At 74.2% G+C, this 23,664-nt stretch carries 18 protein-coding genes and 1 pseudogene; 12 read left to right on the top strand and 7 right to left on the bottom strand.

The window, feature by feature from the left end:
* Positions 1–214: 214 nt before the first annotated feature.
* From ADK86_RS18230 to glpK, 8 genes are all read left to right on the top strand, one after another.
* A complete protein-coding gene (locus ADK86_RS18230; protein ID WP_053697531.1) occupies positions 215–2,626 on the top strand; it encodes a glycoside hydrolase family 31 protein in 2,412 nt (803 codons plus the stop codon).
* Positions 2,627–2,721: 95 nt separating this feature from the next.
* Positions 2,722–3,720, top strand: a complete 999-nt coding sequence (locus ADK86_RS18225) for a methyltransferase (protein WP_053697530.1) — start codon at positions 2,722–2,724, stop codon at positions 3,718–3,720.
* 57 nt (positions 3,721–3,777) lie between these two features.
* Entirely contained in the window at positions 3,778–4,617 is an 840-nt protein-coding gene (locus ADK86_RS18220) for a M15 family metallopeptidase (protein ID WP_053697529.1), read from the top strand.
* 261 nt (positions 4,618–4,878) lie between these two features.
* The gene (locus tag ADK86_RS18215; RefSeq protein WP_053697528.1) at positions 4,879–5,343 is read left to right on the top strand and encodes a Zn-ribbon domain-containing OB-fold protein; all 465 of its coding nucleotides are present in this window, start codon (positions 4,879–4,881) and stop codon (positions 5,341–5,343) included.
* The gene (locus tag ADK86_RS18210; protein WP_053697527.1) at positions 5,340–6,527 is read left to right on the top strand and encodes a lipid-transfer protein; all 1,188 of its coding nucleotides are present in this window, start codon (positions 5,340–5,342) and stop codon (positions 6,525–6,527) included. The genes ADK86_RS18215 and ADK86_RS18210 overlap by 4 nt, the downstream gene beginning before the upstream one ends.
* A 259-nt stretch (positions 6,528–6,786) precedes the next feature.
* A complete protein-coding gene (locus tag ADK86_RS18205; RefSeq protein WP_053697526.1) occupies positions 6,787–8,466 on the top strand; it encodes a GGDEF domain-containing protein in 1,680 nt (559 codons plus the stop codon).
* A 278-nt stretch (positions 8,467–8,744) separates the two neighbouring features.
* Positions 8,745–9,512, top strand: a complete 768-nt coding sequence (locus tag ADK86_RS18200; protein ID WP_053697525.1) for an MIP/aquaporin family protein — start codon at positions 8,745–8,747, stop codon at positions 9,510–9,512.
* A 50-nt stretch (positions 9,513–9,562) separates the two neighbouring features.
* On the top strand, positions 9,563–11,092 hold the full coding sequence (gene glpK, locus ADK86_RS18195; RefSeq protein ID WP_053697524.1) for a glycerol kinase GlpK: 1,530 nt from the start codon (positions 9,563–9,565) through the stop codon (positions 11,090–11,092).
* Between the two features lie 60 nt (positions 11,093–11,152).
* Here glpK and ADK86_RS40980 read toward each other — a convergent pair.
* From ADK86_RS40980 to ADK86_RS18170, 5 genes and pseudogenes are all read right to left on the bottom strand, one after another.
* A pseudogene (locus ADK86_RS40980) lies at positions 11,153–11,846 on the bottom strand (His/Gly/Thr/Pro-type tRNA ligase C-terminal domain-containing protein); the annotation flags it as partial.
* A 350-nt stretch (positions 11,847–12,196) separates the two neighbouring features.
* Positions 12,197–12,808, bottom strand: coding sequence for a GTP-binding protein (locus ADK86_RS18185; RefSeq protein ID WP_053697522.1), 612 nt, complete (start codon positions 12,806–12,808; stop codon positions 12,197–12,199).
* A gap of 120 nt (positions 12,809–12,928) precedes the next feature.
* Entirely contained in the window at positions 12,929–13,339 is a 411-nt protein-coding gene (locus ADK86_RS18180; RefSeq protein ID WP_003986093.1) for a DUF742 domain-containing protein, read from the bottom strand.
* A gap of 26 nt (positions 13,340–13,365) precedes the next feature.
* Positions 13,366–13,815 carry a roadblock/LC7 domain-containing protein gene (locus tag ADK86_RS18175; RefSeq protein ID WP_003986094.1) on the bottom strand — a complete coding sequence of 150 codons (450 nt, stop codon included), beginning with the start codon at positions 13,813–13,815 and terminating at the stop codon, positions 13,366–13,368.
* Positions 13,812–16,502, bottom strand: a complete 2,691-nt coding sequence (locus ADK86_RS18170; protein ID WP_053697521.1) for a nitrate- and nitrite sensing domain-containing protein — start codon at positions 16,500–16,502, stop codon at positions 13,812–13,814. Before ADK86_RS18170 ends, ADK86_RS18175 begins: the two co-directional genes overlap by 4 nt.
* Before the next feature lie 293 nt (positions 16,503–16,795).
* Here ADK86_RS18170 and ADK86_RS44560 point away from each other — a divergent pair, with 293 nt between their 5' ends.
* On the top strand, positions 16,796–17,314 hold the full coding sequence (locus tag ADK86_RS44560; protein ID WP_420718861.1) for a hypothetical protein: 519 nt from the start codon (positions 16,796–16,798) through the stop codon (positions 17,312–17,314).
* Here ADK86_RS44560 and ADK86_RS18165 read toward each other — a convergent pair.
* Together ADK86_RS18165 and ADK86_RS18160 are read right to left on the bottom strand one after the other, a co-directional pair.
* Positions 17,214–18,449, bottom strand: a complete 1,236-nt coding sequence (locus ADK86_RS18165; RefSeq protein ID WP_078952099.1) for an NAD(P)/FAD-dependent oxidoreductase — start codon at positions 18,447–18,449, stop codon at positions 17,214–17,216. The two genes, ADK86_RS44560 and ADK86_RS18165, sit on opposite strands and share 101 nt — an antisense overlap.
* Complete coding sequence (locus ADK86_RS18160; RefSeq protein ID WP_053697520.1) at positions 18,446–18,790, bottom strand: bifunctional 3-phenylpropionate/cinnamic acid dioxygenase ferredoxin subunit; 345 nt, start codon at positions 18,788–18,790, stop codon at positions 18,446–18,448. Before ADK86_RS18160 ends, ADK86_RS18165 begins: the two co-directional genes overlap by 4 nt.
* Before the next feature lie 173 nt (positions 18,791–18,963).
* Between ADK86_RS18160 and ADK86_RS18155 the strand changes: the two genes are divergently transcribed.
* The 3 genes from ADK86_RS18155 to ADK86_RS18145 all read left to right on the top strand — a co-directional run bounded on the left by ADK86_RS18155 (position 18,964) and on the right by ADK86_RS18145 (position 23,627).
* Complete coding sequence (locus ADK86_RS18155) at positions 18,964–19,770, top strand: IclR family transcriptional regulator (RefSeq protein WP_030602524.1); 807 nt, start codon at positions 18,964–18,966, stop codon at positions 19,768–19,770.
* A 318-nt stretch (positions 19,771–20,088) separates the two neighbouring features.
* Positions 20,089–21,174 carry an S-(hydroxymethyl)mycothiol dehydrogenase gene (locus ADK86_RS18150; protein ID WP_053697519.1) on the top strand — a complete coding sequence of 362 codons (1,086 nt, stop codon included), beginning with the start codon at positions 20,089–20,091 and terminating at the stop codon, positions 21,172–21,174.
* Positions 21,175–21,191: 17 nt separating this feature from the next.
* Positions 21,192–23,627 carry an FAD-dependent oxidoreductase gene (locus ADK86_RS18145; protein WP_324611400.1) on the top strand — a complete coding sequence of 812 codons (2,436 nt, stop codon included), beginning with the start codon at positions 21,192–21,194 and terminating at the stop codon, positions 23,625–23,627.
* The last annotated feature ends 37 nt before the right edge of the window (positions 23,628–23,664 follow it).

Genomic DNA, 23,664 nt, shown 5'->3' with positions numbered 1-23,664 from the left:
ACGGCTGGGCAGGACGATGCCACGTGATCGACTTGTGCGCCAGGGTCGGCCGCACATTCGGGGGCGGCGGCGGGCGGGTCCGGGCGCGCTCCGGCGGCCGGCGCGCGCCGTGCGGGCGGCACCGGTGTGCCGTGGGTGGGCTCCCGGTTCTTCCCGGGTGAACGGGAGTTGAACGGTGCCCCCGCGCCGCACCGTCGATGGCAGGCTGAGCAGCATGGACGGGCGTGATCAGGTGTGGTCGGTGCGGTGGGACAGGGTGGTCGGCGCGGTCCGGGCCCTCGGCTCGGTACGGGGACTGCGGACGTGGCGGTGGGCGTGGCGGCGGCGCCGGGCGGACGCGCTGGGGCTGCCGCGGCGCGGCCCGGAACGGGCGCGGGTGCCGGGCGCGGCGGTGTGCATGGAGCCGCGGCCGGGCGGCGGGGTGATCCATTTCGCGCGTTCGTCGCTGCGGGTGCGGGTGGCGGCGGGCGGCGCGGTGTTCTGCGGCTGGGACGGCGCGGCGCCGGAGCCGTCGTACGCGCTGGCCGGCGGGTGTCCGGAGCCGGACGCGCGGGCGGTGCTGGAGCCCGACACGGAGGGCGGCTGGCGGGTGGTGGCGGAGCGGGTGACGGTGACGGTCTCGCGGCACGGCGCGGTGGACGTCCGGACGCCGGGCGGTGTGGTGCTGCGGCGGGAGCTGCCGCCGCGCTGGTGGGACCGGGTGCCCGGGGACGACGGTGACGTACCGGGCGAGCGGGCCGGGGACTCGCGGTGGGTGCAGCGTGCGGAGGTGGCGGCCGACGCGCGGTTCTTCGGGCTGGGCGGCCGGTCGGCGGGGCCGCGGCTGCGCGCGGGCACGTACCGGCTGTGGAACACCGACCCGGGCGGCGCGTTCGTGCCGGGCGACGATCCGCTGTCCGTCACGATGCCGGTGCAGTTCGTGGTGGCGGACGCCGGTACGCATCTGGTCTTCCACGACAACTCCTGGGACGGCACGGTGACGCTGCGCGAGGGCGTGGAGGGGGCCGGGTCCGGGCACGACCGGCCGGGCTGCGCCGAACTGCGGATGGACGGCGGCCCGCTGCGCTACTGGATCCTGGTCGGCACGCCGGCCCGTGTCCTGCAGTGCTGGACGGCGCTGACCGGGACGCCCGCGCTGCCGCCCGCGTGGGCGCTGGGCCCGCAGCACGCCCGGTGGGGCTTCGGCAGCCAGGCGGAGGTGCGGCGGGTGGTCTCCGGCTACCAGGAGCGCGGGCTGCCGCTGTCCGCCGTGCATCTGGACATCGACCACTTCGACGGCCACCGCGTGTTCACCGTGGACCGCTCGGCGTTCCCCGACCTGCCCGGTCTGGCGCGCGAGCTGCGCGCGGAGGGTGTGCGGCTGGTGTCCATCGTCGATCCGGGGGTGAAGGCGGAGCCGGGCAACGCGGTGTACGAGGGCGGGGCGGCGGCCGACGCGTACGTACGGGACGCGCGGGGCCGGGAGGTGCGCGGGGTGGTGTGGCCGGGTGAGGCGGTGTTCCCGGACTTCACGGACGCACGGGTGCGCAAGTGGTGGGGCGGGCTGTACGCGGAGCGGGTGGCGCAGGGCTTCTCCGGGGTGTGGCACGACATGAACGAGCCGGTGTCGTTCGCGGCGTTCGGCGATCCGTCGCTGCCGCGCTCGGCGCGGCACGCGCTGGAGGGCCGGGGCGGCGACCACCGGGAGGCCCACAACGTGTACGGGCTGGCGATGGCGCGCGCCGGGTATGACGGGCTGCTGGAACAGCGTCCCGAGGAGCGGCCGTTCCTGTTCTCGCGCTCCGGGTGGGTGGGCATGCAGCGGTACGGGGGCACGTGGTCGGGTGATGTGGCGACCGGCTGGCCGGGGCTGCGGGCGTCGCTGTCGCTGGTGCTGGGGATGGGTCTGTGCGGCGTGCCGTACAGCGGTCCGGACGTCGGCGGGTTCTCGGGGGTGCCGTCGCCGGAGCTGTATCTGCGGTGGTTCCAGATGGCCGCTTTCCTGCCGCTGTTCCGTACGCACTCGGCGATGACCGCGGGGCGGCGGGAGCCGTGGGAGTACGGGTCGGAGGTGCTGGAGCACGCGCGGGCGGCGCTGCTGGAGCGGGTGCGGCTGCTGCCGTACTTCGTGACGCTGGGGCAGCTGGCGCGGCTGTCGGGCGCGCCGTACGTCCGTCCGGTGTGGTGGCATGCGCCGCGCGACCGGAAGCTGCGCGACTGCGAGGACGCCTTCCTGCTGGGCGACGCGCTGCTGGTGGCGCCCGTGCTGGGGCCCGGGGTGACGCGACGGGCGGTGCGGCTGCCGCGCGGCCGCTGGTACGACACGGCGAGCGGGCGCGCGTACGACGGTCCCGGGCAGGTGCTGGTGGACGCCCCGCTGTCGCGGATTCCGGTGCTGGCGCGCGCGGGCGCGGTGCTGCCGGTGGCGGGCGCGGACGGTGCCACGGAGCTGGAGGTGTGGGCGCCGAAGCCCGGCCGGCACGGCGGCGGCCTGGTCGTGCCGGACGCCGGTGACGGCTGGGAGCGTCCGGAGGTCGAGCGCTACGAGACGCGGCTGGAGGACGGGCGGGTGGTGGTCGAGCGGCAGGGTGGCGGTGAGGTGGGCTATCGCGTACGGGTACGCGGCCTGCCCGACGGCACCTCATGAGCCGGTGGATAACCATTGGTTGATCCGTCCGCCGATTACGTAGATTGCTGCGTTCGCACAGCGGGACCGGAGCGTACGACGGAAGGGCGGACACGATGGCCGACGGCGGGGACCGGGGGATCTGGTCGATCGCGGACCTGGTGACACCGATGGCGGTACGGGTCGCGGCGACGCTGCGGGTGGCCGATCATCTGGCGGACGGGGTGCGGACGGCGCGGGAGCTGGCCGAGGTCACCGGGGCCGACGCCGGTGTGCTGGAGCGGGTCCTGCGGCACCTGGTGACGGTGGAGGTGTTCAGCCGGGACGCCCAGGGGCGGTACGGGCTGCTGCCGCGCGGCGAGGAGCTGCGCGACGGCCATCCGTCCGGCGTGCGGCGGCGGCTCGACGCGGAGACCGCGCTCGGCCGGGGCGATCTCGCGTTCGTGGCGCTGCTGCATTCCGTACGGACCGGGGAGGCCGCCTACCCCCGGCACTACGGCCGTTCCTTCTGGGAGGACCTGCGGGCGGCCCCGAAGCGGACCGCCGGCTACGACGCGGAGATGGGCGTCGACGTGGCGGCGTGGGCCGAGGCCGTGGTGCCCGCCTTCGACTGGGGCACGCTCGGGCGGATCGTGGATGTCGGCGGTGGCAACGGCACGCTGCTGGCGGCGCTGCTCAGCGCGTACCCCGGGATGCGGGGCACCGTGTTCGACCAGCCGGAGACCGTACGGGCGGCCCGCGCCACCCTGGCGGCGGCCGGGCTGGCGGACCGCGGGGACGCCGTGGCGGGCGACTTCTTCGGGGCGCTGCCCTCCGGGGCGGACGGCTACGTCCTGTCGGCGATCCTGCACGACTGGGACGACGACGCGGCGCACACGATCCTGCGGCGGTGCGCGGAGGCGGCGGGCGCGCACGGCCGGGTGCTGGTCGTGGAACGGGTCGGTGCGGACGGCGAGTCGGTGCACACCGGCATGGACCTGCGGATGCTGGTCTACTTCGGCGCGCGGGAGCGCGGGGTCGCGGAGCTGACGGAACTGGCGGCCGGGGCCGGGCTGCGGGTGGCCGGAGTGCATCAGGCGGGCGACCTGGCGGTGGTGGAGATGGTGGCTGCCTGAACGGGCCGTCCGGCCGGGTCCTTACACGCCGTGCGGTGCCGGTGGTAGACGAGTGGCATGCCGAGACTCGCTGCCGCGCTGCGCGGCCTCACCGTCACCGCAGCCGCCGTCGCCCTGACCACCGCCGCCGTTCCGGAGGCGACCGGTACCGTACCGAAGGCCGACGCCGCCGTACGCGGCGCCGCGGGGACGGCGCCGCCGGAGTTCGTCGCGCTGCGCGACGTGGACCCGACGATCCGCCAGGAGATCCGCTACTTCACGCCGCACAACTTCATGGGCGTGCCGGTCACCGGCTACCGGCAGCCGATGTGCATCCTGACCCGGGACGCCGCCCGTGCCCTCCACCGCGCCCAGGTCTCCTTCCTCCGCCGCGGCTACACGCTCAAGGTGTACGACTGCTACCGGCCGCAGCGCGCCGTGAACCACTTCGTGGACTGGGCCAAGGACCTGAAGGACCAGCGGATGAAGGGCGAGTTCTATCCCCGGATCGACAAGTCGACCCTCTTCCGGGACGGCTACATCGCCGAGAAGTCCGGGCACAGCCGCGGCAGCACCGTCGACCTGACACTGGTCCGTCTGCCGGGCCCGCCCACCCGTCCGTACATCCCGGGCGAGCCCCTGCGGAAGTGCTACGCGCCGAAGGCGCAGCGCTTCCCCGACAACTCGCTCGACATGGGAACCGGCTTCGACTGCTTCGACACCCTGGCGCACACCCTCGATCCCCGGGTGCAGGGTCGGCAACGCGCGAACCGGCTGCTGTTGAAGCAGGGCCTGGAGAAGGCGGGATTCCGCAACTACGACAAGGAGTGGTGGCACTACACCTTCACGCCGGAGACCTTCCCGGACACGTATTTCGACTTTCCGGTGTGGCGGCGGGCGCTGAGCGGCGGGCACTGAGCGAGACACCGCAGAACCGGGGCGCGGAACCACCCCCGTCGGCCCCGTGCCCCGGCTCCGCCTTGGTGGACGCCGTACGGGCGCATCCGGTTCACACGGATTCGGGGGGAAAGGCATGATCCTTTCCGTACGGCGGGGCATGGGCGGGTGGGGCGGGGTTCCGTGGGGTGGTTGGGGCGTGGCAGACTCCTGACGGCACGTCAGTTTCCGTGATTGCCTGGCCAGTTGCTGGAGGTGCTCGTGGCACGTACGCGCAGGCCGGTGGTGCCGGGGTGGTTCACCGGGGACGGGGACACGGATGGAGATGGGCCGGGCACCGAGGACTTCCGGCTGCTGGGGACCCGGTGCGGCGCCTGTGGGGCGGTGTTCTTCCCGCGGGTGGAATCCTTCTGCCGCAACCCGGGCTGTGCCGGTACGGAGCTGGTGGAGGTGCCGCTGTCACGGCGCGGCACGGTGTGGTCGTACACGGACGGGCGGTACCGGCCGCCGCCGCCCTACGTCTCGGACCCGGAGGTGCCGTGGCAGCCGTACACCCTGGTGGCGGTGGAGCTGGCGGCGGAGCGGATGGTCGTGCTGGGGCAGGCGGCGCCGGGGGTGACGGTCGCGGATCTGCGGGTGGGGATGCCGGTCGAGGTGGTTCCCGGGGTGCTCGGGGAGGACGCCGAGACGGTGTGGACGACGTGGTGGTGGCGGCCGGTGCCACATGATGGCAGGGGGCGGGCGTGACCGGTGATGTCGCGGTGCTCGGGGTGGGGCTGCACGCCTGGGGCAAGTGGGGCCGCAGTTTCGTCGAGTACGGGACGGTGGCGGCGCGGGCGGCGCTCGCCGACGCGGGCCTGGAGTGGGGCGAGGTGCAGTCGGTCGTCGGCGCCGACACCGTGCGCGGCGGCTATCCCGGGTACGTGGCGGGCGCGACGTTCGCGCGGGCGCTGGGCTGGCAGGGCGCGCGGGTGACGAGCGTCTACGCGGCCTGCGCGTCCGGGGCGCAGGCGATCGCCGCCGCGCGGGCGCAGATCCTCGCGGGCCTGGCGGACGTGGTGCTGGTGGTGGGCGCGGACGCGGCGCCCAAGGGCTTCTTCGCACCGGCGGGCGGCGACCGGCCCGACGACCCGGACTGGCTGCGCTTCCGGCTGCTGGGCGCGACCAACCCCGCGTATTTCGGGCTGTACGCACGGCGCCGGATGGCGCTGTACGGGGACACGGCCGAGGATTTCGCACGGGTGAAGGTGAAGAACGCGGCGGCGGGCGCGCTCAATCCGTACGCGCGCTACCGCAAGCCGGTAACGGCGGCGGAGGTCGCCGCGTCGCCCGTGGTCGCCGACCCGCTGCGGCTGCTGGACATCTGCGCCACGTCGGACGGCGCGGCGGCACTGGTGCTGTGCGGTCCGGAGTACGCGCGCCGTCGCGGGGTGGCCGATCCCGTACGGATACGGGCGGTGTCCACCGTGACCCCGCGCTATCCCCGTGCGGACCTGGACCTGCCGGACATCGCGACCGATTCGGCCGCCGCCCCGGAACCGCCGACCGCCTTCCGGCCCTCCATCGCCCGCGCCGCCTACGAGGAGGCGGGGCTCGGGCCGGACGATCTGTCGCTGGCGGAGGTGTACGACCTGTCCACCGCGCTGGAGCTCCAGTGGTACGAGGACCTGGGGCTGTGCGCCGAGGGCGAGGGCGCGAAGCTGCTGCGGGACGGGGCGACGGCGCTCGGCGGGCGTCTGCCGGTGAACCCGAGCGGCGGGCTGGCGTCCTTCGGCGAGGCCGTGCCCGCGCAGGCGATCGCGCAGGTCTGCGAGCTGACCTGGCAGTTGCGCGGGCAGGCGGGGGCACGGCAGGTGGCGGGGGCACGGGTGGGGGTCGCGGTGAACCAGGGACTGTTCGGGCATGGCTCGGCGGTGGTCGCGGTGCGGTGACGGCGGCCCCGGTGGCGCGTGGGCGCGGGCCGCCGTCCGACAGACGCGCGGCCAAGCCAGGGCCCAGCAGGCGCCGAGGGTGCGGGCGGGGATCGCGGCGAACCAAGGGCTGTTCGGGCACGGCTCGGTGGTGATCGCGGTGCGGTGAGGACGGCCCCGTGACGCGTGGACTCGGGTCGCCCTCCGAACGTGCCGGAAGCGTGCGTGAACAGTGCGTGAATCGCGCTCCGGTGGTGTTTCCGGTGGGCATGCTGCTGCCGTGCCTGCCTGGACGGACCAGCTCCGATTCGCCTTTCAGCCCGTCGTGAACCTGGCGACCGGCTCGGTCGCCGCCCTGGAGATACTCGCCCGCCCCGAGCGCGGCGACGTGCTGACGGCGGCCCGGCGGTCCGCCGACCTGGATGCCGAACTGGCCGGGCTCGGGGTACGGGCCGCCGCGCAGCAGGAGACGCTGCTGCCGCTGCACGTCAACGTGTTCGCGGCGACGCTCGCCGAGCAGCCGGCGGTGACCGCGCTGCGCAAGGCCGTACAGGACGTGGGCCGCCGCCCGTGGGAGATCACGGTGGACATCGGCGGGCCGTTCACGCACGTACCGCGGCGGGCGCTGCTGGACGCGGTGGCGGGGCTGCGGCAGGACGGCTACCGCATCTGTGCGGACGGGATCGGCGACGGCGATCTGCCGCTGCGGCTGCTCGGGGACCTCGGCCCCGACCTGGTGAAGCTGGACGCCTCGCTGTGCGCGGAGCCGGCCGAGGACCGGGGCGGGCGGGCCGCCGTGGCGGCGATGCGGCAGTTGTGCGAGGTGCTGGGGAGCCTGCTGGCGGTGGAGGGGGTGGAGACGGAGCGGCAGTACGCGGCGGTGCGCGCGGCGGGTGCGCAGCTGGCGCAGGGGTTCCTGTTCGCGCCGCCCGCGCGGCGCCCGGCGGCCGATGTCTTCCTGCCGGAGCCGTCCGACGGGTACGGGCCCGTGGCGAGCGGTGACGCGGGCGGCGCAGGGGCACTCCTGCCGCCGTCCGGACCGCCGGTGACGCAGTTCCTCCAGCCTGCTGCACTGCTGCCGATGTCCGCCTCGGCGGGCGCGGTGCGCAGCCATCTGACGGGTTTCCCCGGTGTCTCCGGCGTGCTGCTGGTGGACCCGGACGGCGTTCCCGTACGGGCCATCGACCGCGACCGGTTCCTGCTGTCGCTGTCCGGCCGCTACGGCCACGCGCTGTACGCCGACCGCCCGGCGCTGCGGCTGGCCGACCGGCCGCGGACGGTGGGCGCCGACGCCACCGCCTGGGAGGTGCTGGACGTGGTGACGGACGGCGACCGGGACCGGACCGGGGACGATGTGGCGGTGGTGGACGAGCAGGGCCGGTGCGTGGGCGTCGTCCATCTCGCGGACATCCTGCGGGCGCTGGCCGAGAGCCGGGTGGAGGAGGCGGCGCGGCTCAACCCGCTGACCCGGCTGCCCGGTTCGGACGCGGTGAACACGGAGGTGGACCGGCGGGTCGCGGACGGCCGGGCGTTCGCCCTGAGCTGGCTGGACGTGGACGGGTTCAAGCAGGTCAACGACGGTGCCGGGTTCGCGGCGGGGGACGCGCTGATCCGCGCCGTGGGCCAGGCACTGGCGCGTACGGCGGCGGAGCTGCCCACGGCGCGGGTGGGGCACATCGGCGGTGACGACTTCCTGGTGCTGGCCGGGCCGGACGAGCTGGAGCCGTTCGCCGCGGCGGTGCTGGACGTGCCGTGGTCGGCGGGCGGGCTGCCGGTGACGCTGTCGCTGGCGACGGTGGTGTGCGCGCCGGGCAGCGTGACCGGTCACGGGCCGGCTGCGGCGGCCCTGGCGCCGCTGAAGAAGGCGGCCAAGTCGTACGCGGGCGTGAGCAGTTGGGTGCTGGGACGGCCCGGCACGCCGGGTCACGAGGTGCGCCGGGGGCGGCGGCGCGGCGACTGACGTCCTCCGCTCCCGGGCACCTTGACGCCCCGTCACCTGCGGTGAACACTTCCGGGTGTCCGTCGGAACACCGCCGCAGCCGGGCTCCCCGGCCGCGTGGCAGCGCTGCGCGCTGCCCGACTCCCCAGGGGCGGCTCCGGCGCACCGGCACGCTCGACGCGGACGCCGCGCGGGGCACGGCGGCCGAGCGCCCGCCGTCTCCCCGTGGCACGGGAAGTACCCACCCTGCACGGAGGACCGGGGGTTCGCTCCCCCGGGCCGGGGACAAGGAGCCAGCCATGTATTCCAACGGGGACATCTTCGTCGGCGAGGTCATCGGAACGGCCCTGCTGATCCTCTTCGGCGCCGGCGTGTGCGCCGCCGTCACCCTGCACCACTCCAAGGCGCGGGCGGCGGGCTGGGTGGTCATCGCGTTCGGGTGGGGCTTCGGTGTGCTCGCCGGTGCCTACACCGCGGCACCGCTGTCCGGCGGGCACCTGAACCCGGCGGTGACGCTGGGCTCGGCGGTCGCGGGCGGTACGGAGTGGTCGAAGGTGCCGCTGTACGTGGCGGCGCAGATGGTGGGCGCGCTGCTCGGTGCCGTCCTGGCGTGGGCGCTGTACTACGCGCAGTTCGCGGCCAACGCGGAGGCGGACAAGGCGCAGCCCACGCTGGGAATCTTCTCGACCGCGCCGGAGGTACGCAACCCGGCCGCCAACCTGGCCACCGAGACCATCGCCACCATGGGGCTGGTGCTGCCGCTGCTGTTCTTCGGCCAGAACCAGGGCATCGGCATCGGGCAGGTGCCGGGCGCCGACGTGGGCGTCTACGGGTCCGGCATCAACGTCCTGCTCGTCGCGCTGCTGGTGGCCGGCATCGGCCTCTCGCTCGGCGGGCCCACCGGCTACGCCATCAACCCGGCCCGCGACCTCGGGCCGCGCATCGCCCACGCACTGCTGCCCATCCCCAACAAGGGCACCTCCGACTGGTCCTACGCCTGGATTCCGGTGGCCGGCCCGCTGCTCGGCGCGGTGCTCTCCGGCCTGGTGTTCAACGCGGTCTTCTGACCGGCCACGGCAGGCGGCCCGGACCGGCAACGACGAGTCAGGAGAGGCACATGACGGACGGCACCGCGCAGAAGTACGTCGCCGCGATCGACCAGGGCACGACCTCCAGCCGCTGCATCGTCTTCAACCAGGACGGCGCGGTCGTCGCCGTCGACCAGCGCGAGCACCGGCAGATCTTCCCCAAGCCCGGCTGGGTGGAGCACGACGCCGAGGAGATCTGGGCGAAGGTGCAGGCGGTGGTGGCGGGCGCGCTCGCCAAGGCGGGGCTGCGCGCCGACCAGCTCGCCGCGCTCGGCATCACCAACCAGCGCGAGACGACGGTGCTGTGGGACCGCGCCACCGGCAGGCCGGTGCACAACGCCATCGTCTGGCAGGACACCCGTACCGCGCAGCTGTGCCACGAGCTGGGCGGCACGGACGGCCAGGACCGCTTCCGCGCGGCCACCGGGCTGCCGCTGGCCAGCTACTTCTCCGGGCCCAAGGCGGCCTGGCTGCTGGACAGCGTGCCGGGGCTGCGGGCGCGGGCCGAGGCCGGGGAGATCGCCTTCGGGACGATCGACTCGTGGCTGATCTGGAAGCTGACGGGCGGTACGGACGGCGGGGTGCACGTCACCGACGTGACCAACGCCGGGCGCACGATGCTGATGAACCTCCACACGCTCCAGTGGGACACCTCGATCCTGTCCGCGATGCGGGTGCCGGAGGCGGTCCTGCCGGAGATCCGGTCCTCGGCGGAGGTGTACGGGACGGCGGTGGGCCAGCTGAACGGGGTGCCGGTGGCCGCGGCGCTGGGCGACCAGCAGGCGGCGGTGTTCGGGCAGACGTGTTACCGGGTCGGCGAGGCCAAGAACACCTACGGCACCGGCTCGTTCCTGCTGCTGAACACCGGGCAGCGGCCGGTGCCCTCCAAGAGCGGGCTGCTGACGACGCTGGGCTACCAGCTCGGCGGAGAGGCCCCGGTCTACTGCCTGGAGGGCTCGATCGCCATCACCGGGGCGCTGGTGCAGTGGTTCCGGGACCAGCTGGGCATCATCGGCTCGGCGGACGAGATCGAGGATCTGGCGGCGCAGGTCCCGGACAACGGCGGCGCGTACATCGTCCCGGCGTTCTCCGGGCTGTTCGCGCCGTACTGGCGCTCCGACGCGCGCGGCGTGATCACCGGCCTGACCGGCTACGTCACCAAGGCCCACCTGGCCCGCGCGGTACTGGAGGCCACCAGCTGGCAGACGCGCGAGGTGGTGGACGCCATGTACCAGGACTCGGGTGTGCAGATCACCGCGCTGAAGGTGGACGGCGGCATGACCGCCAACAACCTGCTGATGCAGCACCAGGCGGATGTGCTGGGCGTGCCGGTGATCCGGCCGGTGGTCCCGGAGACGACGTGTCTGGGCGCGGCGTACGCGGCGGGTCTGGCCACCGGCGTGTGGCAGGACCTGGACGAGCTGACGGCGCACTGGAAGCGGGACACGGAGTGGACGCCGCGGATGGACGGGCCGACGCGGGAGCGCGAATACGGCAACTGGCGCAAGGCGGTGGAGCGGAGCTTCGGGTGGCACGAGGGGGATGCGGAGGGCGCGTAACGGTCCGGTCCCCCGCGTGCCGGGGCCTGGCAGCCGCTGCCGGTGCCAGGCCCCCGCCGGTCAGTAGGCGCGCGCCACGATGGCGACGTTGCCCGGCTGGTCATCGCTCCCGGGGACCGAGCCGTCCGCGGCGACCAGGCACCGTACGGACACGCCCCGCTCGGCCGGCTTCGCCTCGCCCTCCGGCCCCAGCGCGGCCCAGGGGATGCGCGCCCAGCCGGTGCTCGCGGCCTCCACGGCCTCCTCGATCGTGGTCACCTCGGCGGTCCGGTCCTCGCGGTGTGCGCGGGACTGCGCCAGCAGCAGCGCCTGCTCGGTCTCCAGCACCCCGGGCAGGATTCCGGGCAGCGCCTCGATCGCCGTCGGCTCCTTGCGGCCCGTGGCGCGGCGCACCAGTACGGCGGTGCCGCTCTCCAGGTCGCGGGGTCCGATCTCGATCCGTACGGGCACGCCCTTCAGCGCGGCGGGACGCGCAGCCCGTCGTCGTCCCCGTGGTCATCACCAGCGCGCCGATCATGCGCGTCGTGGAGCCCCAGGAGGTCTGCCAGACGTACTCCTGCCGCCCCTCGCCCGTCAGGTAGCGCGTGCCGAAGGCCCTGGCGAAGTTCTGGCCGAGTTCGTGGCTGGTGGCCAGCTGGAGGGCTTTGCCGTCGCCCGTCATGCCTTCCAGGGTGAGCGTGTTGACCGCGCCGGCGAACCGCTCCCTGGCCGTCTTGCGTCCCGGTACGACGTCCATGGCGAGGACGTTCTCCATGTCGCGGTGGCTCTGTCGTCCGGCCGTACGGCTACGGCCCGTGGAAGCGGATGCAGCAGAAGCTGGACGCCCGGATCAACGCGGCGGACACCCGGAACGCGTACCTCCCTCTGCTCATCCCGCGGTCCTACCTGACCAGGGAGGCCGAACACGTCGAGGGCTCCGCGTCCGAACCGGCCGTCGTCACACCCATGGCGCGCAGGGTAGGGCGCGCGCCCGTGCGCGTGCGACCGGATTACGCCCCGTTCAAGCCTGTTCGGATCACGGGCGGCGCGCTACACAGCCACGTAGGAGCACGGCCCGTACCCCGGACGGCGGGGTACGGGCCGTGCTCGCGTGCGGCGGCTCCGCTACGGGAGGGCCGGCTCGCGTTGGCGGGTGGTGAGGTGCATCGCGTGTTCGACGACGGCGATCAGCACGTCGCGCGCGGAGTCCTTCTCGCGGGCGTCGCAGAGCATCACCGGTACCTCGGCGTCCAGGTCCAGCGCTTCGCGCACCGTTTCCGCGGGGTAGCGGTCGGCGCCGTCGAAGCAGTTGACGGCGACCATGAACGCGATGCCGCGGCGTTCGAAGTAGTCGATGGCGGCGAAGGAGTCGGCCAGGCGGCGGGTGTCGGCCAGCACGACCGCGCCGAGCGCGCCGCGGGCCAGTTCGTCCCACAGGAACCAGAAGCGGTCCTGGCCCGGTGTGCCGAAGAGGTAGAGCACCAGGTCCTCGCGGAGCGTGATGCGCCCGAAGTCCATGGCGACGGTGGTGGTCCGCTTGCCCTCCACGCCCACCAGGTCGTCGACCGGGCGGCCCGCCTCGGTCAGCCGTTCCTCGGTACGCAGCGGTTTGATCTCGCTGACCGCGCCCACCAGGGTCGTCTTGCCCACCCCGAAGCCGCCCGCCACCAGGATCTTGAGGGTGACGGGGTCGGGGGCGTCGTGCTTGCGGCGTCGTTCAGAGCGCCCGAAGACCATGGCCGTCTTCTCCCGGTTCGCCGCTGGTGCTGATCTCTCGCATCTCTCGGTCCTTGCCGTTCGTGGGTCCGCGCGGCCCGCCCGGTGCCGGGACGGCGGCGCGTCGGCTCCCGGGTGCCGTCACAGCGCCCGGAGTCCGTCGATCACCTCGCGCAGGATCTTCTCGTCGGGCAGCTCGGCCGGTGGCACGGGCCGGCTCACATGGACCAGCTCCGCGTCCAGCAGATCGCCGATGAGGACCCGTACGACGCCGAGCGGCAGGTCGAGTTCGGCGGCCAGTTCCGCGACGGACAGCGGCGCGTCGCGGCACAGGCCGACGATGTCCACGTGCTCCGGCGACAGGGTCTGGTCGTCGAGCGGCTCCTCCTGCCGGTCCTCGGCGATCACCAGCGCGATCAGGTCGAGCCGCTCCTCGGCCTCGGTGCTGGTGCGCCCGCGGGTCATCGCGTAGGGGCGCACCACCGGGCCCGCGTCGTCGTCGTACCAACTGGTGTCCGGCCGCCCGGTCCGGGCCGGGCCGTCCGTGGTCATGGCGTCACCGTGCCGTCATCCTCCGGTCAGCCGCCGGCGGGCTGCCCGGCCCGGGGCGCGGTGCCCAGGTGGGCGCCCACCCGCTTGACGAGCAGCGTCATCTCGTACGCGACGAGGCCCACGTCGGAGTCGGCGTCGGCGAGGACGGCCAGACAGCTGCCGTCGCCCGCCGCGCTGACGAACAGGAACGCTTCTTCCAGTTCGACCAGCGTCTGCCGCACCCGGCCCGCCTCGAAGTGCCGGCCGACGCCCTTGGCGAGGCTGTGGAAGCCGGAGGCGACCGCCGCGAGGTGTTCGGCGTCCTCCCGGGTGAGGTCCTGGGACGCGCCGGTGGCCAGGCCGTCGCTGGAGAGGATGAGCGCCTTGCGGATGCTGCCCACCCGGTCGACCAGCTCGTCGAGGAGCCAGTTCAGCTCGCCCGACCCCTGCGGGCCCTTCGACTCGGCACTGGCCGCTGCTGCCTTCGGTGCGGTCATCGACCGTCCCCTCCCGATGTGGTTCCTGGTGCTGTGTCCGGGCTGCCGTCCCGCCCGTCGTCCTCGCCGCCCTCCCGGCGGCCGCGCTGCCAGCCGCGCTGGAGCGAGGCCATCCGGGCGCGCACGTCCTCGGCGTCCCGGTCGTCGGCGGGGCCGGCCGGAGCGCCGGGCCCGTCCTCGGCGACCGGCTCCGCCTTCAGCTGGGGGGCGAGGCTGGCCTGCCGTACGCGGCGGGGCAGTCCGCCCGCCGTCGTCGCGGGCCGGCCGGCCGGGGCGCGGCCCGCGTCCGTCGTCGTACCGGTGTCCATGTCCGCATCCGTGTCGCCGTCGGTTTCCGCGTCGGAGCGTACGTCGGCACGTGCCGCCGCGTCGACCGGCCTGCCGTGGTCGGAGACCAGCACGGGCGGGCGGTGCCGGCGCGGCAGCGGCGCGGGTCCGTCGCCGCCGGGCGCCTGGTCGCGGGTCTGCTGGTGCTGTTCCGGGGCGCCGGGCGACGGTACGGGGGCGACCGGCGCCGCGCCGTCGCGGCGGGGCCGTGCCCGGCCGGTGCCGCGGAAGACGCTGTCCTCGTCGGTGCCGTCACAGTCCGCGCGCCGTATGCGGTCGGCGGAGGTCAGCGGGGGCTCCAATTCGACGGGTCCGTCGACGGCCTCGGGACGGCGGTTGTCCGGTTCGGGCAGCGGCACCGGCACCTGGGCCAGCGCGGCGAGTTTGCCGCCGGGCGCTTCGATCTCCCCGGTGCGGCGGCCGTCGATGCGCCGGCTGCCGGTGTCCGCGCCGTCCTCGCGCTCGCCCTCGGTCAGCAGGGCGGAGGGGATGAAGACGACGGCGGTGGTGCCGCCGTACGGGGAGGGCTGGAGCGAGACCCGTACGCCCTGGCGCTGGGCGAGGCGGCTGACCACGAACAGGCCGAGCCGGTCGGTGTCGGACAGTTCGAACTCGGGGGTCTCGGCGAGCCGCAGGTTGGCGTCGAGGAGCACGTCGGGGGCCATGCCCAGGCCCCGGTCGTGGATCTCCAGGGTGAAGCCGTTGGAGACCCGCTCGCCGACCACCTGGACCGCGGTGTGCGGGGGCGAGAAGACGGTGGCGTTCTCCAGGAGTTCGGCGATCAGGTGGGTGAGGTCGGAGACCGCGGGGCCCTGGACGGCCAGCCGCGGCAGCCGGCGCACCTCGATGCGCTCGTAGTCCTCCACCTCGGCGACCGCCGCACGCACCACGTCCATCAGCTGGATGGGCTTGCGCCACTGCCGCGAGGGTGCGGCGCCGGAGAGGATCACCAGGCCCTCGGCGTGCCGCCGCATACGGGTGGTGAGGTGGTCCAGGCGGAACAGGTCGGCCAGCTCGTCGGCGTTCTCGGTACGCCGTTCCATGGCGTCCAGCAGGGTCAGCTGGCGGTGCAGCAGGACCTGGCTGCGGCGGGCGAGGTTGACGAAGACCTCGGAGACGCCGCGGCGCATGTCGGCCTGCTTGACGGCGGCCTCGACGGCGGCCCGCTGGAGGGTGTTGAGCGCCTGGCCGACCTGCTCGGTCTCGCTCTGGCCGAACTCCAGGCGCGGCGCCTCGGCCTCCACGTCGACCTGCTCGCCGGCGGCCAGGCGGCGCATGACGCTGGGCAGCCGGACGCCGGAGACCTCGTGGGCGGCCTTGCGCAGCCGGATCAGGTCCCGTACGTGCTTGCTGCCGATGCGGACGGAGACGATGACCGAGACCAGCAGGGCGACGAAGCCGAGGACGCCCGCGACGCCGGCCTTGAGCAGGACGCTCATGGCGGCCGGCTCGACGCGTTCCTTGTAGCGGTCGCCGGCCTCCCGGCCCATGCGCTGGAGGTCGCCGAGGACCTTGCCGGCGGCGGAGTTCCAGCGTTCGGCGTTGACGGCGCGGGGGGCCGCGGCCGGGCCGGCGCCGATGATGCGGTCCTCGTAGGAGGTCAGTTCGGCGCCGGGGGCGGAGCGCCAGTAGTCGGCGAAGGTGCTGCGCTCCTCGCCGGGCAGCAGGGGCAGGCTGGTGTCGTACAGCACGCGGCGTTCGGCGACCCGGTCGGAGAAGGCGCGCAGGCCGTCCTTGTCCATGGTGCCGGAGACGAGCGCCGCGGACATCAGCGCGTCCTCGCGGGCGACGGCCTCGCGGGCGCGGGTGACGTTGACCAGGGCGCGGCCCTGCTTGTCCATCTCCACGTTCTCCAGCGCGTGCAGGGCCGCGAGGAATTCGTAGTTGGGGTCGACGAGGTCGTTGTACGCCTCGAACGCCGCGTCGCGGGAGATGGTGTTGTCCTCGATCCGGGCGCGCAGCGGGGAGAGCCGGTTCAGGCCCCGGACGATGTCGTCCATCCGGGCGCCTGCGACGCCGTCGAGGTCGTCGCGCACAGCCGGGTCGTCGGCGTTGTCGCGCAGCTTGGCGACGGCCTTGTCGGTCTCACGGGTGCGCTCGCGCAGAGCGGCCAGTGAGTTGGCGCCGCGCCGGTCGGCCAGGAAGACGAGACTTTGCCGGCGCTCCTGCTGGAGCGCCTGGACGGCGTCCTCGGCCGGGTAGCCCAGTTTGGCGACGACATTGCCGACGCCGAGCAGCTGGTTGGCCTCGCGTCCCGTCAGGTACGTGGCGAAGGCCCACATGGCGGTGAGGGACACCAGCGGCACCAGCAGCAGCGCTGCGATCTTCCGAGTGATCGTCTTCCCTCGAAAGCTGCGCATGGCCTCCCCTACGTCAACCCCGGCGCACGGGGATGGTGTTCCGTCAACAAACGGCGCGAGCCTACTACTGACGAGGGACCGGGCCGAAGTCTTGTCCGGACACCGGATGCGCAGGTCAGGGGCGGATCGTCCGCAGTTGTCGGCTGATTCCCGGACAACCCGCCCGCACATGTGGCCTCGAACACCTCCCCGGCGCACGCGGGTGCGCCGGAGCGGTTGGCCGAAAATCACAGCGGCCGGGAACCTGGCGGCGTTCCCGTTCGTGACCATGATGGGTGGTGGTGTCGGCGCAGGTGGGGCCACGGCGTGCGGACAGCAGACATGTGCCGGGTGAAAGCCGGGCAGGCACCTGGTGTGACAGGCGGGTACGTGCGGGTACGGGGAGAGTGACGCCGACGATGGATCACGAGGACGGTGGCGCTTACCTGGGCGGCAGGCGCCCGCTGTGGGTCGAGGAGCCGGTGGCCCGGCGCCGGATGCCCGATCCGGTCCGTACGGCCGCGGTGCGCGCCGTCATCATCGCGGCGGTGACGCTCATTCAGGCCATGGTGGCGTTCTTCTGCGCGATGGCCGGTGCCTGGTTCGCCTTCCCCGCGGTGCTCAGCACGGTCGCGAGCACGGTCGTGGCGACCTGGGCGGTGCTCGACGTATGGGTCACGCGCCAGGTGTGGGTGCAGCGCAACGGCGTGCGCTCGCAGCCGAGCAGCACCGCTAGGAGGCTGCGCCGGGAGCGCCGGCAGGCGCGGCGGGCGGCCCGCAGAGCCCGTGCGGCCCGGGAGGGTCCGTCGCGAGTCGGCGGCGCAGCCGCATGAAGGGCCGCGGCCGGTCGACGGCGAACACGGCCGTGGTGCGCCCGTCCCGTTCGTAGACGGCCAGGAAGCTGCGGTCGCCTGGGTCGCCCTCGACGATGCGTACGGCGTCCCGCGGCCCGGGCCGGCCGGCGAGCTGGAGGCGCGCTCCGTACTGGTCCGACCAGAAGTACGGCAGCGCCTCGTGCCGCGCGACGGTGCGGCCCGCGAGCAGGTTGCGCACGGCGGTGGCGGGCTGTTCGGTGGCGCTCGTCCAGTGCTCGGTGCGCGTGCCCGCGCAGCGGGCCACATCGCCCGCGGCGACGACCTGCGGCACGTCCGTCACGCCGCCCGTGTCGCACACCACCCCGTCGTCCAGGCGCAGCCCGGACCCGGCCAGCCAGTCGGTGGCGGGGCGCACCCCGATCCCGACGATCACGACGTCCGCGTCCAGCAGCCGCCCGTCGGCGAGTTCCACGGCCCGGACGCGGCCCGTGCCGTCGTCGCGCAGCGCGGCGACGCCGGTGCCGCACAGCAGCCGCACCCCGTGATTCGCGTGCAGGTCCGCGCAGATCCGCGCCAGTTCGGTGCCGAGCTGGGGCACCAGCGGCAGCGGCGCGGCCTCGACGACCGTCACGGGCAGGCCGAGCGCGGCGCAGGAGGAGGCGGCCTCGGCGCCGATGAAGCCGCCGCCGATGACGACCACGCGGGGTGTGCCGTCGTGCAGGGCGGTGCGCAGCGCGTGGGCGTCGTCGTAGGTGCGCAGTACGTGTACGCCGGCGAGCGGCGGCCCCGGGAGGGTGCGCGGGACGGCTCCGGTGGCGATGATGACGCCGTCGGTGCGCAGGGCGCGGACCGTACGGCCGTCGTCGACGGTGACCGTGCGGCCCACGGTGTCCAGCGCGGTGGCCCGGGTGCCGAGGTGCCATTCGGCGGCGAGGGCGTCCTCCTCGTCCCCGTCGCACAGCCGGAGATCCTCCAACTCCGTGGCTCCTGGCGGGCGTTGGGTGAGGAAGCTTTTGGACAGCGGTGGCCGGTCGTACGGGCGGTGGCGCTCGGCGCCGACGATCACCAGCCGGCCGTCGAAGCCTTCGGCGCGCAGTGCCCGCGCCGCGTACAGTCCGGCGAGGGAGGCGCCGACGACGGTGACGGTCCTCATGCGTAGGCGTCTTCCCGTACGGCGGTCTCCCGCGCGGCGGGCCGGACATGGATCATGCCGTCCACCTCGGTGACCTCGTGGGTGCGCACGGGGCGGCGCGCCGGGAGACAGCTGGGCCTTCCCGTGCGCAGGTCGAACAGGGCGGCGTGCAGCGGGCATTCGACCTGGCAGTTCTCCACCCAGCCCGCGGAGAGCGAGGCGTCCTGGTGGCTGCACCGGTCGTCGAGGGCGTAGAGGGCGCCGTCGCTGCGGAAGACGGCGATGGCGGGTGTGGTGGCGTCGATCTCGATCCGTACGGCCCCGCCTTCGGGCAGGTCCTCGGTGCGGCAGACGGGAATCATCTGGCCCCCTCAGCGCTGATCGGTATCATGGCGTTCTGAATAACGCATCGCGTAGCGCATTGCGCAACAGAATCCAGTCCGGGGAGTGTGCCGTCAAGGGGCCGCCGACGCTTCTTGGCCGGACCCCCGCCGACGTGCCCCGCCGGGGCCAACGGGTGGTGACGCTAGAACCCATGCCGAAGACGACCGAGGCGGCCGACGACCGGTCCGAGGAGAAGCGGGGAGCGGCCGGATCCGTCCAGTCCGTGGACCGCGCGGTGAGCGTCCTGGAGATCCTGGCCCGCCTCGGCGAGGCCGGAGTCACCGAGATCGCCGAGGAGTTGGGGGTGCACAAGTCCACCGCCTTCCGCATCCTGGGCGTCCTGGAGCACCGCGGACTCGTGGAGCAGGAGCACGAGCGCGGCAAGTACTACCTGGGCGCGGGGGTGCTGCGGCTGGCCGGCGCCGCCGCCATCCGGCTGGACATCTCGCAGGAGGGCCAGCCGGTGTGCCGGGCGCTCGCCGACGACACCGGGGAGACCGCCAACATCGCCGTCCTGGACGGGGACGCGGCGGTCAACATCATGCAGGCGCGCGGCGCCGCGGCGGTCACCGCGTACAACTGGCTGGGCCGGCGGACGCCCCTGCACGCCACCGCGAGCGGCAAGGTGCTGCTCGCGCACCTGCCGCGGGAGCGCCGCGAGCGCCTGGCCGAGCGCAAGCTGCCCCGCTTCACGCCGAACACCCTGACCGTGCCGGGCGAGCTGCGCCGGCAGCTGACCGCGGCGGCCGAGCAGGGGTACGCCTGCTCCTGCGAGGAGCTGGAGGTCGGGCTGAACGCGGTGGCGGCGCCGGTGCGGGCGCACGACGGCGCGGTGATCGGCGCGATCGGCGTGTCCGGGCCGGCGTACCGGATGGCGGAGGCGCTGCTTCCGGATCTGGCCGGGCGGGCGGTGAAGGCGGCCGCCGAGCTGTCCCGGCGGATGGGTTACGCGGGCTGAGAGCCCGGCCGGGCGTCCGCCGCCCGGCCGGGGTTTGGACCGGGGCCCGGCGGCCACCCGGTCACCCCTTGACGGATCGCTCACGGACTTCCAGCATGTCTCTCATGGCGCAACGTAGCGCGCCATGAGCAACACAGGGGATTCCCAGGGGCGTTGTCCCGCCTCCCGCGGCTCCCTGCGCCTCCCCCGGTTCTCCCTTCGTCCCGTGCGGTCACCTGCCTCCCGCCGGTCCCGTACGTCGCGCCATCCCCCATAACGGCATCCGTGCCAGCTCCACGCACCCGCCCCTGCCCCGCAGGCGCTGTTTAGGAGTGAGTCATGCCGCACGAAGCACGCGCCGTCGTCGCCGTCAAGAAGGGCGCGCCCGTCGAGGTGCTGCCGATCCTCGTCCCCGATCCCGGACCCGGAGAAGTCCTCGTCACCGTGCAGGCATGCGGGGTGTGCCACACCGATCTGCACTACCGCGAGGGCGCGGTCGGCGACGACTTCCCCTACCTGCTCGGCCACGAGGCCGCCGGCGTCGTCGAGGCCACCGGCCCCGGCGTCACCGGCCTCGCGCCGGGCGACTACGTGGTGCTCGCCTGGCGCGCGCCCTGCGGCCGGTGCCGCTCCTGCCGCCGCGGCCGCCCCTGGTACTGCTTCGACTCGCAGACCGCCGACCGGCCCATGACCCTGCTGGACGGCACCGCCCTGACCCCGGCGCTGGGCATCGGCGCGTTCGCCGACAAGACGCTGGTCGCCGCGGGGCAGGCGGTCAAGGCCGATCCGGCAGCCCGCCCCGAGGCCGCGGGCCTGATCGGCTGCGGGGTGATGGCCGGGTACGGGGCCGCCGTGCACACCGGGGGTGTGGGCAGCGGCGACACCGTGGCGGTGATCGGCTGCGGCGGGGTGGGCAGCGCCGCCATCGCCGGGGCGTCCCGGGCCGGGGCGCGCCGGGTGATCGCCGTGGACATCGACGACGGCAAGCTGGACGCCGCCGAGCGCTTCGGCGCCACCGACACCGTCAACTCCCGTGGCACCGACCCGGTCGAGGCGGTGCGCGCGCTGACCGGCGGGCACGGCGCGGATGTCGTGATCGACGCGGTGGGCCGTCCGGAGACGTTCCGGCAGGGCTTCTACATGCGGGACCTGGCGGGCACCCTGGTCCAGGTCGGCGTCCCGGAGCCGGACCTGAACATCGAACTGCCGCTGCTCGACGTGTTCGCGCGCGGCGGGTCCCTGAAGTCCTCCTGGTACGGCGACTGTCTGCCCAGCCGGGATTTCCCGGTCCTGATCGATCTGCATCTGAGCGGCAAGCTCAACCTGGACGCGTTCGTCTCCGAGACCGTCCGGCTGGAGGACGTGGAGGAGGCGTTCGCGCGGATGCGGCGCGGTGAGGTGCTGCGTTCGGTGGTGGTCCTGTGAACGCCCGGGGCGGTTCCGTGCCGCGCCGCATCGTGATCATCGGCGCGGGCATCGTCGGCTGCGCGCTCGCCGACGAGCTGACCGCACGCGGCGCCCGGGACGTCACCGTGCTGGAGCAGGGCCCGCTGCACGCCCCCGGCGGCTCCACCTCGCACGCGCCCGGCCTGGTCTTCCGTACCAACGCGTCGAAAACGCTGAGCGACTTCGCCACGTACACCGTCGAGAAGTTCACCGCGCTCACCGAGAACGGACGGCCGTGCTTCGACGCGGTCGGCGGGCTGGAGCTCGCCGCCACCGAGGAGCAGTGGGCCGAACTGCACCGCAAGGCCGGGCTGGCCGCCTCCTGGGGCATCGAGGGCGAGCTGATCGATGCGCGCCGGTGCGCCCGGCTGTGGCCGATGCTGGACGCCGCGAAGGTGCTGGGCGGGTTCCACACCCCCGGCGACGGGCTGGCCAGGGCGCTGCCCGCGGCCCGCGCGCAGACCGCACGGGCGCGGGCGCGGGGTGCCCGCTTCCTGGAGCGGCACACCGTCACGGGCATCGAGCGGGAGGCGGACCGGGTGACGGCGGTCGTCACCGACCGGGGTGCCTTCCCCGCCGATGTGGTGATCTCGGCGGCGGGCTTCTGGGGACCGGTGATCGGGGCGATGGCGGGCGTGTCCGTACCGCTGCTGCCGCTGGCCCACCAGTACGCGAAGACCTCCGCGCTCGCCGGTCCGGACGGCCGGCGGCCCATCCTGCGCTTCCAGGAGCGCGACCTGTACTTCCGCGAACATGGGGAGGACAGCGCCGGCGGCACGGGCCGGATCGGCATCGGGTCGTACGCCCACCGTCCGATGCCCGTCGACCCGGCCGCCGTGCCCGCCTTCGACGACGCGCCCGTCATGCCCTCCTCCCTCCCCTTCACGCCCGACGACTTCGCCCCGAGCTGGGCGGACAGCCGCTGGCTGCTGCCCGCCCTGCGGGAGGCGCGGATCGAGGAGGGCTTCAACGGGGTCTTCTCCTTCACCCCCGACGGCATGCCGCTGCTCGGCGAGGTGTCCGGGCTGCGCGGCTTCTGGCTGGCCGAGGCGGTGTGGGTGACGCACTCGGCGGGCGTGGCGAAGGCGGTGGCCGAATGGCTCACCGAGGGGCGGCCCGCCACCGACGTGCACGAGTGCGCCGTCTCCCGCTTCGAGGAGGCCCAGCTCTCCCCCGCCTATGTCGCCGAGCGCGGCAAGCAGCAGTTCGCCGAGGTCTACGACGTGATCCACCCGCTCCAGCCGCTGCGCCGCCCGCGCCCGCTGCGCGTGAGCCCCTTCCACGAGCGGCAGCGGGAGCTGGGCGCGTACTTCCTGGAAGGCACGGGCTGGGAGCGCCCGCAGTGGTACGAGGCCAACGCGCCGCTGACGGACGGCATCGCGCTGCCGGAGCGGGACGCCTGGTCCGCGCGCCACTGGTCGCCCATCGCCGTGGCCGAGGCGCACGCCACCCGTGAGCGGGTCGCGCTGTACGACATGACACCGCTGCGGCGCCTGGAGGTCGGCGGGCCGGGCGCACTGGACTTCCTCCAGCACCTGACCACCAACCAGCTCGCGAAGAAGCCGGGCTCGGTGACGTACACGCTGCTGCTGGACGACGCGGGCGGCATCCGCAGCGACCTGACCGTGGCCCGGCTGGCGGCCGACCGCTTCCAGGTCGGCGTCAACAGCGGCATGGACCTCGACCACCTGACCCGGCACGCCCCCGACGGCGTGCAGGTCCGCGACATCACGTCCGGCACCTGCTGCATCGGCGTCTGGGGCCCCCGCGCCCGCGATCTCGTCCAGCCGCTGACCCGCACCGACTTCGGGCACCGTGCGTTCGGCTACTTCAAGGCGCGGCAGGCGTTCATCGGCGAGGTGCCGGTGACCGCGCTGCGGCTGTCGTACGTCGGCGAGCTGGGCTGGGAGCTGTATACGAGCGCGGATCTGGGCCTGCGTCTGTGGGACACGCTGTGGGCGGCCGGGCAGCGGTACGGCGTGATCGCGGCCGGGCGCGGCGCGTTCGACAGCCTCCGCCTGGAGAAGGGGTACCGCGCCTGGGGGCGGGACATGACCACCGAGCACGACCCGTACGAAGCGGGCCTCGGCTGGGCCGTCCGGATGGACAAGGGAGACTTCGCCGGGCGCGCGGCCCTGGAGGGACGGTCGGCGGAGACCGTACGGCGCAGGCTGGTGTGCCTGACGCTGGACGATCCGGCGGCGGTGGTGCTGGGCAAGGAGCCGGTGTTCGTGGACGGCGTGCCCGCCGGTTATGTGACCAGCGCCGCTTACGGCTGCTCCGTCGGGCGGACGGTCGCCTGCGCGTGGCTGCCCGCGCGGGCCGCGGTGCCCGGGACCGCCGTGCACATCGAGTACTTCGGGGAGAAGGCCGCGGCGACGGTGGCCGCCGAGCCGCTGTTCGACCCGGCGATGGAACGCATCCGCAGATGATCCGCCGCAGGTAGCCCGTCGCCCGCAGCCCGTCGGG

Source organism: Streptomyces sp. NRRL F-5755 (assembly GCF_001279365.1).
Lineage (GTDB): Bacteria > Actinomycetota > Actinomycetes > Streptomycetales > Streptomycetaceae > Streptomyces > Streptomyces rimosus.
This window is presented reverse-complemented; position numbering and strand designations above follow the sequence as displayed.

Coding starts and splice junctions, on each gene's coding strand:
- glpK (WP_053697524.1), top strand. CDS start 9,563: ATGACGGACGGCACCGCGCAGAAGTACGTCGCCGCGATCGACCAGGGC.
- ADK86_RS18185 (WP_053697522.1), bottom strand. CDS start 12,808: ATGGTCTTCGGGCGCTCTGAACGACGCCGCAAGCACGACGCCCCCGAC.
- ADK86_RS18225 (WP_053697530.1), top strand. CDS start 2,722: ATGGCCGACGGCGGGGACCGGGGGATCTGGTCGATCGCGGACCTGGTG.
- ADK86_RS18170 (WP_053697521.1), bottom strand. CDS start 16,502: ATGCGCAGCTTTCGAGGGAAGACGATCACTCGGAAGATCGCAGCGCTG.
- ADK86_RS18165 (WP_078952099.1), bottom strand. CDS start 18,449: ATGAGGACCGTCACCGTCGTCGGCGCCTCCCTCGCCGGACTGTACGCG.
- ADK86_RS18200 (WP_053697525.1), top strand. CDS start 8,745: ATGTATTCCAACGGGGACATCTTCGTCGGCGAGGTCATCGGAACGGCC.
- ADK86_RS18175 (WP_003986094.1), bottom strand. CDS start 13,815: ATGACCGCACCGAAGGCAGCAGCGGCCAGTGCCGAGTCGAAGGGCCCG.
- ADK86_RS18150 (WP_053697519.1), top strand. CDS start 20,089: ATGCCGCACGAAGCACGCGCCGTCGTCGCCGTCAAGAAGGGCGCGCCC.
- ADK86_RS18220 (WP_053697529.1), top strand. CDS start 3,778: ATGCCGAGACTCGCTGCCGCGCTGCGCGGCCTCACCGTCACCGCAGCC.
- ADK86_RS18180 (WP_003986093.1), bottom strand. CDS start 13,339: ATGACCACGGACGGCCCGGCCCGGACCGGGCGGCCGGACACCAGTTGG.
- ADK86_RS18155 (WP_030602524.1), top strand. CDS start 18,964: ATGCCGAAGACGACCGAGGCGGCCGACGACCGGTCCGAGGAGAAGCGG.
- ADK86_RS18230 (WP_053697531.1), top strand. CDS start 215: ATGGACGGGCGTGATCAGGTGTGGTCGGTGCGGTGGGACAGGGTGGTC.
- ADK86_RS18160 (WP_053697520.1), bottom strand. CDS start 18,790: ATGATTCCCGTCTGCCGCACCGAGGACCTGCCCGAAGGCGGGGCCGTA.